Annotated in this window: 13 protein-coding genes; 8 read left to right on the forward strand and 5 right to left on the reverse strand. The window is 71.6% G+C overall.

The window, feature by feature from the left end; all coding sequences use genetic code 11:
- The first annotated feature begins 235 nt into the window (after nucleotides 1–235).
- From AC07AW_RS03890 to AC07AW_RS03910, 5 genes are all read left to right on the forward strand, one after another.
- Nucleotides 236–1,000 carry a helix-turn-helix domain-containing protein gene (locus AC07AW_RS03890; RefSeq protein WP_478813905.1) on the forward strand — a complete coding sequence of 255 codons (765 nt, stop codon included), beginning with the start codon at nucleotides 236–238 and terminating at the stop codon, nucleotides 998–1,000.
- 189 nt (nucleotides 1,001–1,189) lie between these two features.
- Nucleotides 1,190–2,107: a hypothetical protein gene (locus tag AC07AW_RS03895; RefSeq protein ID WP_478813906.1), complete on the forward strand. Its 918-nt coding sequence runs from the start codon at nucleotides 1,190–1,192 to the stop codon at nucleotides 2,105–2,107.
- A 161-nt stretch (nucleotides 2,108–2,268) separates the two neighbouring features.
- Entirely contained in the window at nucleotides 2,269–3,474 is a 1,206-nt protein-coding gene (locus tag AC07AW_RS03900) for an NAD(P)/FAD-dependent oxidoreductase (protein WP_478813907.1), read from the forward strand.
- 109 nt (nucleotides 3,475–3,583) lie between these two features.
- The gene (locus AC07AW_RS03905) at nucleotides 3,584–4,564 is read left to right on the forward strand and encodes an ABC transporter permease (RefSeq protein WP_478813908.1); all 981 of its coding nucleotides are present in this window, start codon (nucleotides 3,584–3,586) and stop codon (nucleotides 4,562–4,564) included.
- A gap of 66 nt (nucleotides 4,565–4,630) precedes the next feature.
- Nucleotides 4,631–5,590 carry a sigma-70 family RNA polymerase sigma factor gene (locus AC07AW_RS03910; RefSeq protein ID WP_478813909.1) on the forward strand — a complete coding sequence of 320 codons (960 nt, stop codon included), beginning with the start codon at nucleotides 4,631–4,633 and terminating at the stop codon, nucleotides 5,588–5,590.
- Nucleotides 5,591–5,611: 21 nt separating this feature from the next.
- Here the strand turns inward: AC07AW_RS03910 and AC07AW_RS03915 are convergent, their stop codons facing one another.
- From AC07AW_RS03915 to AC07AW_RS03930, 4 genes are all read right to left on the reverse strand, one after another.
- Complete coding sequence (locus AC07AW_RS03915; protein WP_478813910.1) at nucleotides 5,612–6,760, reverse strand: GGDEF domain-containing protein; 1,149 nt, start codon at nucleotides 6,758–6,760, stop codon at nucleotides 5,612–5,614.
- 86 nt (nucleotides 6,761–6,846) lie between these two features.
- Nucleotides 6,847–7,635 (reverse strand): enoyl-CoA hydratase/isomerase family protein, encoded by a 789-nt coding sequence (locus tag AC07AW_RS03920; RefSeq protein ID WP_351184460.1) that lies wholly within the window; start codon nucleotides 7,633–7,635, stop codon nucleotides 6,847–6,849.
- A 62-nt stretch (nucleotides 7,636–7,697) separates the two neighbouring features.
- Entirely contained in the window at nucleotides 7,698–8,837 is a 1,140-nt protein-coding gene (locus tag AC07AW_RS03925; RefSeq protein WP_478813911.1) for an adenylate/guanylate cyclase domain-containing protein, read from the reverse strand.
- Between the two features lie 161 nt (nucleotides 8,838–8,998).
- A complete protein-coding gene (locus tag AC07AW_RS03930) occupies nucleotides 8,999–9,844 on the reverse strand; it encodes a biotin--[acetyl-CoA-carboxylase] ligase (RefSeq protein ID WP_478813912.1) in 846 nt (281 codons plus the stop codon).
- Between the two features lie 296 nt (nucleotides 9,845–10,140).
- Between AC07AW_RS03930 and AC07AW_RS03935 the strand changes: the two genes are divergently transcribed.
- From AC07AW_RS03935 to AC07AW_RS03945, 3 genes are all read left to right on the forward strand, one after another.
- A complete protein-coding gene (locus AC07AW_RS03935) occupies nucleotides 10,141–12,141 on the forward strand; it encodes a zinc ribbon domain-containing protein (protein WP_478813913.1) in 2,001 nt (666 codons plus the stop codon).
- A gap of 62 nt (nucleotides 12,142–12,203) precedes the next feature.
- A complete protein-coding gene (locus tag AC07AW_RS03940) occupies nucleotides 12,204–13,796 on the forward strand; it encodes an acyl-CoA carboxylase subunit beta (protein WP_478813914.1) in 1,593 nt (530 codons plus the stop codon).
- A 26-nt stretch (nucleotides 13,797–13,822) separates the two neighbouring features.
- On the forward strand, nucleotides 13,823–14,035 hold the full coding sequence (locus AC07AW_RS03945; RefSeq protein WP_478813915.1) for an acyl-CoA carboxylase subunit epsilon: 213 nt from the start codon (nucleotides 13,823–13,825) through the stop codon (nucleotides 14,033–14,035).
- Between the two features lie 75 nt (nucleotides 14,036–14,110).
- Here AC07AW_RS03945 and AC07AW_RS03950 read toward each other — a convergent pair whose 3' ends face one another.
- On the reverse strand, nucleotides 14,111–15,553 hold the full coding sequence (locus AC07AW_RS03950) for an MFS transporter (protein ID WP_478813916.1): 1,443 nt from the start codon (nucleotides 15,551–15,553) through the stop codon (nucleotides 14,111–14,113).
- Nucleotides 15,554–15,598: the final 45 nt, after the last annotated feature.

The following is a 15,598-nucleotide window of genomic DNA, read 5'->3' on the forward strand; positions in this document are numbered from 1 at the left end:
CAGACCGGCATCACGCTGGTCGTCAGGGGCGGACCGCCTTCGCCCTCGTAAAGGGTTCTGGGTTCTGTGCAGGTCCCGTCTGCTCTGACCATGTAGACAGTGATGCGGATCGGCATGACACCCATCGTCGGCAGCCAGCCCCGTCATTGCGGCGGCAGAACAGACGTCATCCAGGCGTCACCCATAGGCGTCAAATCGGTGTCATTCAAGCGTGGTTGGGTCTACTGTCGAACCCATGACGACTGCTACGACGAACGATGTCCTGCGGGCCGTACGAATCAGTCTGCGCATGAGCCAGGACGACTTGGCGAAGGCCCTGCGGCGGGCCGGCGAAGAACTGGGCGAACCCAACGAAGCCAGCAAGCGCCTCGTCCAGCGCTGGGAATCAGGCACCAGCCGCGCCCCGCGCCCCGTGTACGCCCGCGCCCTGGAGCACGTCACCGGCCGTCCCGTTGAAGCGTTGGGCTTCACCCTGCCGGTACCTCAGGCACGCGTCCATCCCGATCCCTCAGGAGGCCACGACATGGACCACGGCCCCGACGGCATCCAGGCGGCCACCGCGACACAGCCGCCACCGCCGGAGATGAACTACTCCGGCATCTGGCTGTCCCGGTACGAGTTCTTCAGCTCTTCCCGCAACGAGACGTTCGAAGGCAGGCACTACGTCGTACTGCTCCAGCACGGCAGCAGGCTGACCGGCCAGAGTCTGCCCGGGGCCTCCAGCAATCCGGACAGCCCTCTCAGCCTCGATCTGACCATCGACCGCAATGTCGTCACCGGGTCCTGGATCGAGCAGACCGCAACCGAGGGCTACTACCAGGGAGCCCGATACCACGGTGCGCTCCAGATGCTGGTGGAGCCGACCGGTCGCCGCATGGCGGGCAAGTGGGTCGGGTTCGGAAAGGACTTCGACGTCAACACCGGACCGTGGGAGCTGAGGCTCATGGACACCTCCACCTCGAAGGCGACGCTCCAGCAGTACAGCCGGGCACCGGAGTAGCAATCCCACTGGTGTCCGGCCGGACGCATGCAGAAGGGCGGCCTGGCGCATCACTCGTACGGGGGTACTTCTCCCGGTGTGTCCGGCTGGACATGGTTCGCGCGGTACGTTCACGCAAAACGGCCCCCGCCGATGGTTGGCCCCATCGGCGAGGACCTGAACCACTCGTGGAAGGCAACAACTCCCACCGTGATCTATCGGCACTTTAACGCGCCCCTGCGCGCCTTCACCCAGTTCTCGCACGAGATCATCCGGCACCCCCGGCTCAACTCCGACGCCGTCCGGCTGCTGACCTGGCAACTCTCCCTGCCCCAGGGTGCGCGCGAGTCGCTGTCCAAGTCAGCCGAACGAGCCGGGATCGGGGCATGCGCCTTCACCCGCGCCAAGCGGCAGCTGAAAGAGGAAGGCTTCGTGCACGAGCGGCGGGTCCAGGGGGCCGGTGGGCTCTGGGTGACCCAACAGCTCGTCACCAGTACGCCGTTGAGCAGCGAACAAGCCGCCAAGCTCCTCGCCGGAAACCCCGTCCCGACCAGCCCACACCCCACGTCTCCGCAGGCCGCACCGAGCCCCGGAAAACCGGCCGCCGGTGCTCCGGCGGCCCCGTCGACCGGCGGTCATCCAAAGAAAGACCTGCGGGAGAACACCTCCAACCTTCCGGCCGAGACAGCCGAGACAGCCGAGACGGCCGAGACGGCTGAGGCAGCGTCGACCGTCGCCGCGCCTCCTCGGCTCGAAGACGCCCGCGCCCTCATCGGCACCCTCCACCTCCTCTCCCCCGCCCTCCGCCGCATCCCGCCCGGCATGCGCGACGAACTCGCCCGCCTCGCCGCCCGCTGGCTCGATGCCGGGCACACCTCCACCGACGTACACGAACACATCCTGCGCGGACTGCCCGGCGACGGAACGCCCGTACACCGCCCCGGCGGGCTTGTGCGGTACCTGCTCCGCGACGTACCGCCCCGGGTCCTCCCCCAGCCCGCATCCGCCGCGAAACGGCTGTCGATGCGACTCGAAGGCACACGGGAGTGCGCGGGTGGCGGGCACAACCAGACCATGCCGTTCCGGCCCGTCGGCGACGAGACCCTGTGCGGCGCCTGCCGGACCTGACCGGGGCGGCCTCGGCGTGGGCGCCGGTTCGAGCGTCGGCCCAGTGACGCCAGGATTGAGGATCCTCCGCATGTGACCCACGTCACACGTGACCCCTGTCAGGAATCGGGGCGCTGTCCCGCTCAAGTCACCGGAAGCAAGCGAAACGACAGGAGCGAGACATGAAGCACCGCATCGTCGTCCTCGGCGCCGGCTACGCCGGGGCGTACGTGGCCGGGACGCTGGCCCGTCGGCTGTCCCCCGCGGACACCGAGATCACCGTGGTCAACGCCGAGCCGGACTTCGTCCAGCGGCTGCGGCTGCACCAGCTCGCGGCCGGCCAGGAGATCGAGGCCCCGCAGCTCGCCGAAGTCTTCGCGGGCACGGCGATCCGGCTGCGCCGGGCCCGTGTCACCGCCGTCGACCCCGAGCGCCAGGTGGTCGCCGTCGCCGATGCCGACGGCGGCGGCGAGCTCGGCTACGACACGCTTCTCTACACGCTCGGCAGCCACGGCGACAACCGCGGGGTCCCCGGCGTGGCCGAGTACGCCTTCGACGTCGCCGCCCGGCCCTCCGCGCTGCGCCTGCGCGAGCGCCTGGACAGCCTGGACGGGCGGGGCGAAGGCCGGAGTGTGCTGGTCGTCGGCGACGGGTTGACCGGCATCGAGACCGCCACCGAGATCGCCGAATCCCGGCCCGGCCTGTCGGTGACGCTGGTCGCCCGCGGAGAGCTGGGCGCCTCGCTCTCCGCCGGAGCCCGCACCCACCTGCGCCAGACCTGCGACCGGCTGGGCATCACCGTCCTGGAGCACACCACCGTCGACGCCGTCGAAGCGACGCGGGTGCTGTGCGCCGACGGCACCGTCCTGGCGTCCGACGCGACGGTGTGGACGGCCGGGTTCGCGGTCGGCCCCCTCGCCGCCGTGAGCGGGCTCGAGGTCTCCGAGGACGGCCGGATCGTCGTGGATCGCACCATGCGGTCGGTCTCGCACCCCGACGTCTACGCCGCCGGTGACAGCGCCTACGTCCTCGGCGACAACGGCCTGCCGCTGCCGATGTCCTGCGCTTCGGCCGGCTACACCGGAATGCAGGCCACGGCCGCGATCCTTGGACGCCTCACCGGCAGCAAGATCGCGAACACCAAGCTCGAGTACGTGGGCAACCACATCAGCCTCGGGCGACGGGACGGAATCCTGCAGATGGTCGACCACGAAGGACAGGCGAAGCCGAAGTACATGGGCGGCCGCAAGGCCGCGCGGATCAAGGCGGGCATCCTCAGGATGTCGCTCTGGACCACCTCGCACCCGACCTTCGGCCTGCCCAAGCGCAAGCACCGCCTGTCCCCTGCCGCCTCGGATGTGTCCCCCGCCGAGAAGGCGGTCGCGTAGCCGCGCCCGAGACCCCGCTCACCCGGCGACGAACCCCCTCCTCCGAAGGAGAACCATGTCCACTCAGGCCGCGGCCCCAGCCAACGCGTCGCCCTCACCCTGGCCAACCGTGGCCCGGGCAGTCGCCTTGCTCACGGTGGGCATCAGCCTGCTGCTCACCGCCTTCGCCTGGCCGTCAGTACGCTCATCGGTGCACGACGTGCCGATAGCCGTCGCCGGGCCGGCACCCGCCGTCAAGCAGGTCACGTCGTTGCTCGACCAACGGCTTCCCGACGGTTTCGAGGTCACCGAGGTCGCCGACACCGCCGCCGCCGAACAACTGATCCGCGACCGCGAGGTGTACGGAGCGATCGACCTGAACTCCGGTACCCCACAGGTCATCACCGCATCAGCCGGCAGCACCGCAGTCGCCCAGACCCTGAACAGCATCGCGGCCGGCCTCGGCCAGGCAAAGGGACCCAGCACCGCGGCAGCCGCCCGCGACCTCGTCCCGCTGCCGGCCGACGACCCGCGCGGCGCCGGACTGGCCGCCGGAGCCCTGCCGCTGGTCATGGGCGGCCTGCTCGCCGCCCTGCTCCTGACCAGGCTCGTCCGAGGGAGCGTCCGCCGCGTCACCGGAGCCTTGGCCTTCGCCGTCACCGGCGGACTTGCCGCGGCAGCGATCCTGCAGTTCTGGCTCGGCTCACTCGAAGGCTCCTACTGGGCCAACAGCGGCGCCGTCGCCCTGGCCATCGCGGCCATCTCCTTGAGCATCCTCGGTCTCGAGTCGCTGCTCGGGTACGTCGGCTTCGGCCTCGGCGCCGCCACCATGATGCTCATGGGCAACCCCCTGTCAGGCGCCGCGACAGCACCCGAGATGCTGCCCGGCTGGTCCGGCGCCCTCGGCCAACTGCTACCGCCCGGGGCCGGAGGCCAACTGCTGCGCTCCACCGCCTTCTTCGACGGCCACGGCGCCGGCCACTCCGTCATCGTCCTGACGACGTGGCTCACGCTCGGGACGGTGCTGTGCCTGGTCGGCAACCTGCGCCGCCGCCCTGCCGCCACCGTCGAAGACAGGGCCGCACGGCCGACGGTGCACGCGACGGTCTGACCCACGGCACCTACCGGCTCGGGAACTTCCCCCTCACCAGAGGAATCGGCGTCTTAGGGTGATCGTATGGACAGCACCACCACTGATCGCTTCGACACCAGCCGGTTCGAGGCCGGCCGCAACCGGCTGGCCTCGCTGGCGTACCGGCTCCTGGGCTCCGCCACCGACGCCGAAGACGCCGTGCAGGATGCCTTCCTGCACTGGCAGGCCGCCGACCGGCAGCGCATCAAGGTGCCGGAGGCGTGGCTGACCAAGGTCGTCACCAACCTGTGCCTCGACCGGCTCCGCTCGGCACAGGCCCGCCGCGAACGCACCGCCGGCGCCTGGCTGCCCGAACCACTTCTCGACGGCGACCCGATGCTCGGCCCGGCCGACACCTTCGCGCAGCGCGAATCGGTCTCCCTCGCCCTGCTGACGCTCATGGAGCGCCTGTCCCCCGTCGAACGGGCCGTCTACGTCCTGCGCGAAGCGTTCTCCTACGGCCACGCCGAGATCGCCGAGATCCTCGACATCACCGAGTCCGCGAGTCAGCAGCACCTCCACCGGGCCCGGCGCCGCGTCACCGCCGCCCGCAGCGGCGGCGCCGAGGTCGACCCCGCGTCGGCCCGCAGGATCGTCGAGGAATTCCTCGCCGCCGCCACCTCCGGCCGCACCGAAAGGCTGGTGGCGCTGCTCACCGACGACGCGACCGCGATCTCCGACTCCAACGTCGCCGGCCTGGCAACGACCCTGCTGCGGTACGACACTCCGCAGCGCATCGCCGCCGTCGTACGGGCCGGCTTCAAGCCCACCGACGCGAAGCGGCGCCTGACCGGCGGCACGCCCGTCATCCACTACGCGGTCGTCAACGGCGCCCCCGCCATCCTCTTCGTGCTCGGCGACCAGGTCGTCGGCTCCACGATGTTCGACATCAGCGACGGCAAGATCGCCACCATGCGCGGCATCGCCGCCCCGAAGCGCCTTGCCCGTCTCACCGAAGTCTGGCGGCAGCACGAACCGGAGGCGCCGCTCATCACCCAGTGGTGACTCCCGAACCGAAACGATCGGTCAGAGCCCCTTCGGCGGCTCCGTCGGCGGTGGGGCCACCGTCGGTGCGTCGCGGAAGCGGCGGCGGTCGCGGGCCCCGGGGGGTGCGTCTGCGAGGCGGATGACCGTGCCGTCGCGGCCCGCCACGACGGGCTTCGAGGAGCGGTCGGCCTTGGCCTGGTACTGGGCGGCGTCGGCGAGCCGGAAGAGGCGCCGGGCCGACTTCAGGGGCCCGATGGGGTCGCCGGTGGACGCGACCCCGCAGGCCACTCCCTCGCCGAGCTCCAGCTCCGCCGCCCGTACGCACAGCTCCTCGGCGACCGCGACGACCTCGTCCGCGGTCGGGCCGACGGTGAGCAGGCAGAACTCGTCGCCGCCGAGGCGGGCCGCGAGGGCGCCGGGGAGCATGGCGCCGCAGCGGGAGAGGACCGAGCCGAAGCGCTCCAGGAGGCGGTCGCCGACGGCGTGGCCATGGGTGTCGTTGACGCGCTTGAGGCCGTTCAGGTCGCAGACCATCAGGCTCACCACGGAGCCGTCCGCCCGGTAGCGCTCGATCGCCTCGTCCAGGCGGGTGTCGACGGCCCGCCGGTTGGCGAGGCCGGTGAGGGGGTCCGTGAAGGCGAGCTTTCTGACCTCCTCCAGGCGTTCGGCCTGTGCGATGCCCGCCGCGACGACCGCCGCGAGGACGGTCGCGAAGTCCGCGTCCGCACGAGTGAAAGGTTTCTGCTCCGGCGGGCGGGCCACGTACAGCTCCCCCCACGCGCGCCCGTGCAGCACGATCGGGGCGACCACGCAGCAGCCGCGCCCCCGCCGCCGCAGGCCCGTCACCCGGCCGGTCGGGAGGGGGTCGGCGGCGGTCTCGACCCAGGCGTCCGGCTCGCCGCCGCCCGCCCACTGCTCGTGCAGGAACTCGGTGATCTCGGGGAACTGGTGCACCGGGTACGTCTCCGAGTCCGGGAACTCCTCCTCGCCCACGGCCCGGTCCCCGGCGTTCACCAGGACCTTCAGCCGGCCGTGGTCCCGCTCCCAGACGGACAGGGCGGCGAAGCTCCCGTCGAGCCCTTCGCAGGCCCCGAGCGCCGCCGCCCGCCAGAACTCACGCGGAGTGTGCGCCGCCGCCATCCCCTGCGCCAGCGCCACTACGGCCCGCAGCCGCACATCCTCACCCATTCCTCCAGCTTAGGGAGGTTTGATCCATTTTCCCCACCGAGACGTCACCGTAAGTCACATATGGTGCAAAACGGTAGGAATCAGGGTCACTCGCCCGGCCAGTTCGGCTTCCGCTTCTCGTTGAAGGCCGCCACGCCCTCCGCCCGGTCGCCCGAGAAGGCCACCGAACGCCAGGCCGCGTCCTCGACCTCGAGGCCGGCCCGCAGGTCCAGGCCCTGACCGAGCCGCATCGCCTTCTTCGCGGCGCGCAGGCCGACCGGCGAGTTGGCCGCGATCCGCCCGGCGAGCTCCAGGGCCGCCGTCCGGGCGTCGTCCTCCAGGAGATCGACGAGGCCGAGCTCGCGGGCCTCGGCCGCCTCCACCCGGCGGGCCGTGAAGACCAGCTCGGCGGCGCGCGCCGCACCCACCCGGCGCGGGAGCAGCTGCGTACCGCCGCCGCCGGGGATGACACCCACGGAGACCTCGGGGAGGCCGACGACGGCGGTCGCGTCGGCGACGATGACGTCGCAGGCGAGCGCGAGCTCGAAGCCGCCGCCGAGGGCGAAGCCGTGCACGGCGGCGACGGTCGGCATCGGCAGCTCCAGGACGCCGGTGTAGCAGGCGCGGGCGGTGGGGCGCTGGCGGACGAGCTCGGCGTCGGTGAAGGAGTTGCGCTCCTTCAGGTCGGCGCCGACGCAGAAGGCGCGGTCGTTCGAGGAGGTCAGGACGGTGACGCGGACCTCGGGGTCGGCGGCGAGGGCGTCGCAGGCGGCGCCGATGGAGCGGGCCATCTCTGAGGAGACGGCGTTCATGGCCTTGGGCCGGTCGAGGACCAGCTCCGCGACGTGACCGTCCTTCCGGACCACCACGAACTCACCAAAGCGCTGCTCGGACATGACCGCACACCCTCCCGGTTCAGGCCTGTTAACGGCTGTTAACAGGCGTTCACCGGGAGATCCTAAGACGGGCGGCGGCTCAGGAGCCAGGGTTCGACGACGCCGAGGCCCCGGACCGGGCGCTGCCACATGGGCTGGAGCGCGAAACGGTACGAGGCGGCCCGGCGGCCCTCCTTCTCGGCGCGGGCCGCCTCCTCGGCCGCCTCCGCCTCCGAGGCGGGCGCCTCGCCGGTCCTGGTCAGCTCCTCCGCGAGGGCGCCGTCGACGAGGACGGCGTCCTTCGGGGCTATCGAGGTGAGACGGCTGGCCAGGTTCACCGTGGTGCCGAAGACATCGCCCATCCGGGTCGTCACGGTGCCGAAGGCGATGCCGACGCGCAGCGCGGGCATCGTCTCGTCGTGGCCGAGGGTCTCGATGAGCCGGAGCGCGATCTCGGCGGCCGTGCCGGGGTCGTCGGCGCAGTACAGCACCTCGTCGCCGAGGGTCTTGATCAGCCGGCCGCCGTGCGCGGCGACGAGGTCGGCGCAGGTCGTCTCGAAGGCCTCGACGAGCTCGCCGAGCTCCTCCTCCTCCAGGCGGCGGGTGAGCCGGGTGAAGCCGACGAGGTCCGCGAAGCCGACGGCGAGCCGCCGGTCGACCATCTCGGCGTCGTCGACGGCCTGGACGACCCGGCCGGTGGCGGCGGCGAGCTGCCGGCGCCACACGTAGATCAGGAACTCCTCCAGCTCGGGCAGGAGCAGCTCGACCAGCGGGTACGTGACCTCGGTACGGGTCATGCCGGGCTCGGGCGGCTCGGTGAGGCCCTCCAGGAAGGAGTCGATCTGCCATTCGGCGAGCCGGGCGGTGGTCTGTCCGGTGGACCGGGCGACCTGCACGGCCATCGGCTCGCTGAGCAGCCCCGCCTCGACGAGGCCGGCGAGCCGCCGCAGGGCGAGGACGTCGGCCTCGGTGAGCGCCTTGGCCTGGCCGATGTCGGCGAAGCCCATGGCGCGCCAGAAGCGGGAGGCGAGCTCCATGGAGACGCCGGCGGTGCGGGCGGCCTGGAAGGGGGTGTAGCGGCGGTCGGCGCCGAGGATGAGCTGTTCCAGGCGGATGGCGAGGGGGTCGTGGCTCGGTTCGGCCGTGTGGTCGACCTCGTGGTGGGGGGTGGGGTACGTCGGCGGTTCGGCTCCGCCGCCCGCGTTCGCGTCGTCGACGGTCACCGGCCGCCTCCTGCCCGTTCCCTGCCGCTGCCCACGTGTCCTGCCGATCTGTCGCTTGGATCGCGCTCCACGATACGGCAGGTGTGTGCTGGCTCACCCCCGAACGTTGCGCGGGCCCTCGGGGTGGACGGCCTGGAGGGCACCGCGCGCGGCGCACGCACCTAGGTCCGCAGGTGGACGATGTCGCCCGCTCCCACGGCCTCCGTGCCGCCGCCCTCCGTGGCGACGACCAGGCGGCCGTCTCCGTCGAGGGCGACGGCCTCTCCCTCCAGCATGCGCTCGCCGGGGAGCTCGGCGCGGACGCGGCGGCCGAGGGTGGCGCAGCCGGCCGCGTAGGCGGCCTGGAGGCCGGAGGCCTCGGGGTCGCCGTCGGCGCGTACCCAGTCGCCGTACCACTGGGCGAGGGAGCGCAGGACGGCCCGCAGGAGGGTGTCGCGGTCGGTGGAGACCGCACCGGCGAGGAGGAGGGAGCCGGCCGCCGGGACGGGCAGCTCCTCCTCACGGAGGGTGACGTTGATGCCGAGGCCGACGACGATGGCGTCGGCGCCGGCCCGCTCGGCGAGGATGCCGCCGGTCTTGCGTTCCTCGCCCTTGACGGAAACCAGTACGTCGTTGGGCCACTTGAGGGAGGTGTCGACGCCGGCGGCCTTCGCGAGGCCGGTGGCGGCGGCCACTCCGGTGAGCAGCGGGAGCCAGCCCCAGCGGTGGACGGGCACGTCCGGCTTGAGGAGGACGGAGAGGAAGAGCCCGGAGCGCGCGGGCGCGGTCCAGGTCCGGTCGAGCCGGCCGCGGCCCGAGGTCTGCTCCTCGGCGACGAGGACCGCGCCTTCGGGCAGTTCGTCGGCGCGGGCGGCGAGGTCGCTGTTGGTGGAGCCGGTGGTGGTGACCACGTCGAGCGAGGTCCACAGTCCGTCGGGGAGGACGAGCGCACGGCGCAGCGCGGGGGCGTTCAGCGGGGGCCGGTCGAGGTCGGACCAGGGTCCGCCGGAGCCTTGAGAGGACGTCATGCAAGCCAGACTATGAGTTGCTCCGCGGTTCCCGGCGTTCTCGGTTCCCATGTCGCGGACGGCCCCTGACCATGCCGCACACCCCCCATGCGTACAGGCATACGGCGTATCGCGGGTGCTGATGAATGTGTTCGCGGTTCGCCTGTTCGTACGGGGCGGTCTCTAGGTTGGGTGTGGAGCCAGGGTGATGCCGAGGGGCGGTGACGGTTGTGCGGGCTGCCCGGAAGACACGGACGTTCCGGGGCAGGAACAGGGCCCCGAGGTGGGAGAAGCCCGACGGCGGGCAGGTGTCGGTGATGATCCTGCCGCTGGCCGTCACCGACCCGGCCGACCTCACCCGGCTGGAGAAGCTGTTCGGTGCGATGTGGTCGGTCAAGCGGGCCGTCCAGCGTGACGCCCGTGCCAGGGTCGACGCCTACTGGGCTGCCAGGCACGAGCGCGAGCGGGACGGGGCGAAGGCCGTACGGCAGCGCCTCGGACTGTCCCGTGAGGCTCTGGAGCGTTGCGCCTACAAGCACCTCGAAGACGCCGGGCACCTCAGGCACCACGCGTCCAAGGCCCTGGCCATGCACATGGCCGACGAGGTGTGGAACGGTGTCCAGCGGCATCTCTTCCCCGACGCCACCGGCAGGCGATACGGCCGCCCGAAGACCGGCCGTCGGCACGGCTTCACCCGCATCCCCGGCCGGGCACGTTCACACACCGCCGACCGGAAGTGGGAGACCTTCCGCCTCGTAGGCTCGTTGCACGGCCACACGATGGCCTACACCGGCGGCGGTCGGCACCCCCTTCAACAGCCCCGCCGCATGCCCGTCCCAGCTGCCCCGAATGGCAGCGTGCCCACCGGCAGGACCACCGCGTCAGGCAAGCCCGGTCTTCGGAAGGCGACGTGGTGGGACCACATCGGCGCGCTCGCCGTCGTCTTCACGGGAGGCCCGGACTCCGGCCGGGGTGACCTCGTGCTCCCGGTGCGCGTCCCGCAACGGCCGGGCCAGTGGGCGCGGGTCGAGCATTTCCTCGGTGACCCCGGCCGCTGGCACAAGATCGACCTCGTACGGCGCCGGAGGGCCTCCGCGCGGGGCGGCTGGGTGTACGAGGCGCACCTGATGGTCCTCGGCCCCGGCTGCACCGCCCCCGCCGTACAGCGGATGCGCGAGCAGGCCGCCGCCCTGGACCGGATCGGCGGCGTGGACGGCAATGTCTCCAACCTCTCCGTCGTCTCCCTGCCTGCCGACCTCGACCCCGCCGACGGCGTCCCGGCCTCCACCGAGATCACCCTCACCGACGCCGAGCGCGCCCGGCTGGAACGGGAAGCGAAGAAGCAGCGCGGTCGGGCACGGGCACTGGAACGCTCCCGCCGGGCGACGAACACCGCCCAGTACGGACTGTCGAAGAAGCAGATCCGGCGCGCCGAGCACCGGGCGGCCAAGGGCCTGAGCCCCAGGACCGTCACGGTGCCCGGTGGTGCGCGCGATGCCCGCGTCGACGGGGTGCCGATGCAGGCGTACCGCCGCGACCGTCTCTCCACCGGATACCGACAACTTCGAGGCCGTCAGGCCGAAGCCGCCTCCTCGGCCGCCGAGCACCGCCGCCACCGCGCCCGCGCCCTGGCCCGGCAGATCATCGCCACCCATGGCCCCGCGCTCGTGATCGAGGACTGTGACATCCGCACGTGGTACCGCCTGTGGGGAAGGCGCCTCTCCCGGACCACTCCCGGTCTGTTCATCGCCGCCCTTGAGCGTGAGTGCCGGGCTGCGGGCGGCCATCTCCTACGGGCCTCCACCTGGTCGACGTCTCTGTCCCAGCACTGTCTGTGCGGCGAGCGCGTCGCCAAGACACTGCGGGACCGGGAACACACGTGCTTCGCCTGCGGCCTTGCCGGGAAGCGAGACCTCGTCTCCGCCGCCCTGGCCGCGTTCGTGTGCTTCCACGACATGGCCGACCCCACGACCGCGTACCTGGACACCGTCGCGTCCCGGCGTGCACTGATCACCTACGGAGAAGGGCTGCAAGAGGCCCTGCGGGAGTCAACCGCACCGAGCCGGACCACCCCACGCGGTGCCGGCCATGCGGCAGTCCCACGGCGGCGCCGTGAGACCTCTGCTCCCCGAACCGCCGGACGGCGGTCCCGAGCGACCCCGGATGAGCCACGCCCCGGCGTGCCCACGCCGGGAAGCCCGGACACCGCCCCGGCTGCGACCCGCAACGCACCGTTTGGTGATTTGGGAACCAGTCTTGGGTGTGGCAAAGACCGCAGTGCCGAACCGTATCGGCGTCGATACGCTACGGGTCAGTAGGCCAGCAGTAGCCCATTCGTAGTCAACGAACCCCCCGTGACCAGGCAGGGAGCCGCATCCCGATGTCCGAGCCGGCAGAGCAGTACGAGATCGACATTCACACGACCGCGGGCAAGATCGCGGACCTCAAGCGCCGTATCGACGAGGCCACGCACGCCGGCTCGGACCGGGCGGTGGAGAAGCAGCACGCCAAGGGCAAGCTGACCGCGCGCGAGCGGATCGCCCTCCTCCTGGACGAGGGTTCGTTCGTGGAGCTGGACGAGCTGGCCCGGCACCGCTCGACCAATTTCGGGCTGGAGAAGAACCGGCCGTACGGCGACGGTGTCGTCACCGGCTACGGCACGGTGGACGGCCGCCCGGTCGCCGTGTTCTCGCAGGACTTCACGGTCTTCGGCGGCGCGCTGGGCGAGACGTACGGCCAGAAGATCATCAAGGTGATGGACTTCGCGCTGAAGACGGGCTGCCCGGTCGTCGGCATCAACGACTCCGGCGGCGCCCGCATCCAGGAGGGTGTGAGCGCGCTCGGCATGTACGGCGAGATCTTCCGCCGCAACACCCACGCCTCCGGGGTGATCCCGCAGATCTCCCTGATCGTCGGCCCGTGCGCGGGCGGCGCGGTGTACTCCCCCGCGATCACCGACTTCACGGTGATGGTGGACCAGACCTCGCACATGTTCATCACCGGCCCGGACGTCATCAAGACGGTGACCGGCGAGGACGTGGGCTTCGAGGAGCTGGGCGGCGCGCGGACGCACAACTCGACCTCGGGCGTGGCGCACCACATGTCCGGTGACGAGAAGGACGCGATCGAGTACGTCAAGTCCCTGCTCTCGTACCTTCCGTCGAACAACCTCTCCGAGCCGCCGGCCTTCCCGGAGGTCGCGGAGACCGAGGTGACGGACGAGGACCGCGAGCTCGACACGCTGATCCCGGACTCGGCGAACCAGCCGTACGACATGCACAAGGTCATCGAGCACGTCCTCGACGACGGCGAGTTCCTGGAGACGCAGGCGCTGTTCGCGCCGAACATCGTGACCGGTTTCGGCCGTGTCGAGGGCTTCCCGGTGGGCGTGGTCGCCAACCAGCCGATGCAGTTCGCCGGCTGCCTCGACATCAACGCGAGCGAGAAGGCCGCGCGGTTCGTCCGTACGTGCGACGCCTTCAACATCCCGGTCCTGACCTTCGTGGACGTGCCGGGCTTCCTGCCGGGTGTGGACCAGGAGTACGGCGGCATCATCCGGCGCGGCGCGAAGCTGATCTACGCGTACGCGGAGGCGACGGTCCCGCTGATCACGGTCATCACCCGCAAGGCCTTCGGCGGCGCGTACGACGTCATGGGCTCCAAGCACCTGGGCGCCGACCTGAACCTGGCGTGGCCGACGGCGCAGATCGCGGTCATGGGCGCGCAGGGCGCGGTCAACATCCTGCACCGCAGGACGATCGCCGATGCGGAGGACCAGGAGGCCGAGCGGGCACGGCTCATGCAGGAGTACGAGGACGCCCTGCTCAACCCGTACATCGCGGCCGAGCGCGGTTACATCGACGGGGTGATCCTGCCGTCGGACACGCGCCCGCAGATCGTGAAGGGCCTGCGTCAGCTCCGTACGAAGCGGGAATCCCTGCCTCCGAAGAAGCACGGCAACATCCCGCTCTAGCCCCTCCGGACCCTCAAGGAGCCGACATGATCAAGGTCGTACGAGGCAACCCGACTCCGGAGGAGTTGGCCGCCGCACTGGCGGTGGTTCAAGCCCGGGCCGCGGCCACGGCGGCGGCGTCCGCCGGGGAGGGCGGCCCGGCGGTACCGGAGGGGTGGTCGGATCCCTCCCGTATCGCGCGGGCGGTACGGCCCCGGCCCGGCCCTCGGGCCTGGGCGCGGTCGTACTGGCCCGTGTAGTCGCTGTACGAGTGAAGGCCGGACCCCGTGTGCGGGGGGTCCGGCCTTTCGCATGCCCTTCGTCTCCGTGCGTGCTCACGTACGGCGGAGGAAGAGGCCCGAGAGTACGGCTCCGGCGGCGACGATCGCGGCGTTGACGAGGACCGCGCGGCCGATGCCGTCGAGGAGCACGGGCGCGGTGACGACGACGGCGCTCATGACCGGGGTGCCCATGGTGATGCCGATCTGCTGGGTCATGGTCGCGAGCCCGGTCGCCATGCCCTGCTCGGCGTCGGGCAGCCCCGAGGTGGCGGTGACCATGAAGCCGACGATCGCGAGCATGTTGCCGACGCCGCCGGCGAAGGTCGCGGCGAGCAGCAGCGCGAGGCCGGAGCGGTCGTCGCCGAGTCCGTACAGGGCGAGGGTGGCGAGGGCCTGGAGGAGTCCGCCGGAGACGAGGGCGGACCGGGCGCCGAAGCGGCCGATGAAGCGGGAGGCGGTGACCCCGCCGAGGATCGTGCCGACGCCGAGGACGCCGAAGGAGAGTCCGGCGGCGAGCGGGGAGAAGCCCAGGACGTCCTGGAGGTACAGGGTCATCAGGAAGACCAGCGAGGTCTCGGTGACGAAGGCGACGAGCCCGGCGAGGTTGCCCCAGACGACCGTGCGGCGCTTCAGGACGTGGACCGGGACGAGGGGCGAGGCGGCCCGCCGCTCGACGAGGACGAAGGCGGCGAGGAGCGCGGCGCCGGCGGCGAGGGCGGTGAGCGCGGCGGGGTGGGTCCAGCCGTGCTCGCCGGCGAGGGTCAGGCCGTAGACGAGGGCGAGGAGTCCGCCGGTGACGGTGATCGCGCCGGGCACGTCGAGGCGGGGGCGGACGGCCGGGCGGCTCTCGGTGAGGACGGCGGGGGCGACGAGGAGGACGGCGAGGGCCACCGGCACGTTGACGAGGAAGGCCCAGCGCCAGGAGAGCAGGTCGGTGAGGACGCCGCCGAGGATCGCGCCGGTGGTGAAGCCCGCGGACATGAGGGCGCCGTTCAGGCCGAGGGCCTTGGCGCGCAGCGGGCCCTCGGGGAAGGAGGCGGTGAGCAGGGAGAGCCCTGCGGGGGTGACGGCGGCGGTGGCGAGGCCCTGGGCGACGCGGGCGGCCATGAGGACCTCGGAGCCGGTGGCGAGTCCCCCGGCGAGGGAGGAGGCGCCGAGGAGGGCCATGCCGCCGAGGAAGAGGCGGCGGCGTCCGATCAGGTCGGCGACACGCCCGAAGAGGAGGGTGAATCCGGCGGCGGCAAGGGCGAAGGCGGTGGCGATCCACTGGAGGCCGCCGAGGGCGAAGCCGAGTCCCTGGCCGATGACGGGCAGTGCGACGTTCAGGATCGAGAAGTCGACGGCCAGCATGAACTGGGCGAGGAGGAGGACGACGAGGACGAGCCGCATCCGGCCGGTCATCCGGGTTCCGGCGCGGTCCGTGGTCGTGTCGGTGGACGTGTCCGTGGTGGTGCCCGTGGACGTGTCCGTGGACGTGGGGTGATCGAGGGCAACCATGCGAAGGACCCCTTAATGGGAAACTCGTTCCGTTAAGATGTCCCG

It is taken from the genome of Streptomyces sp. NPDC044003, from assembly GCF_056435185.1.

Excerpts from the sequence above, each read along its gene's own strand:
- AC07AW_RS03890 (WP_478813905.1), top strand. The coding sequence starts at position 236 with ATGACGACTGCTACGACGAACGATGTCCTGCGGGCCGTACGAATCAGT.
- AC07AW_RS03900 (WP_478813907.1), top strand. The coding sequence starts at position 2,269 with ATGAAGCACCGCATCGTCGTCCTCGGCGCCGGCTACGCCGGGGCGTAC.
- AC07AW_RS03910 (WP_478813909.1), top strand. The coding sequence starts at position 4,631 with ATGGACAGCACCACCACTGATCGCTTCGACACCAGCCGGTTCGAGGCC.
- AC07AW_RS03915 (WP_478813910.1), bottom strand. The coding sequence starts at position 6,760 with ATGGGTGAGGATGTGCGGCTGCGGGCCGTAGTGGCGCTGGCGCAGGGG.
- AC07AW_RS03920 (WP_351184460.1), bottom strand. The coding sequence starts at position 7,635 with ATGTCCGAGCAGCGCTTTGGTGAGTTCGTGGTGGTCCGGAAGGACGGT.
- AC07AW_RS03945 (WP_478813915.1), top strand. The coding sequence starts at position 13,823 with ATGATCAAGGTCGTACGAGGCAACCCGACTCCGGAGGAGTTGGCCGCC.
- AC07AW_RS03950 (WP_478813916.1), bottom strand. The coding sequence starts at position 15,553 with ATGGTTGCCCTCGATCACCCCACGTCCACGGACACGTCCACGGGCACC.
- AC07AW_RS03930 (WP_478813912.1), bottom strand. The coding sequence starts at position 9,844 with ATGACGTCCTCTCAAGGCTCCGGCGGACCCTGGTCCGACCTCGACCGG.
- AC07AW_RS03935 (WP_478813913.1), top strand. The coding sequence starts at position 10,141 with ATGATCCTGCCGCTGGCCGTCACCGACCCGGCCGACCTCACCCGGCTG.
- AC07AW_RS03940 (WP_478813914.1), top strand. The coding sequence starts at position 12,204 with ATGTCCGAGCCGGCAGAGCAGTACGAGATCGACATTCACACGACCGCG.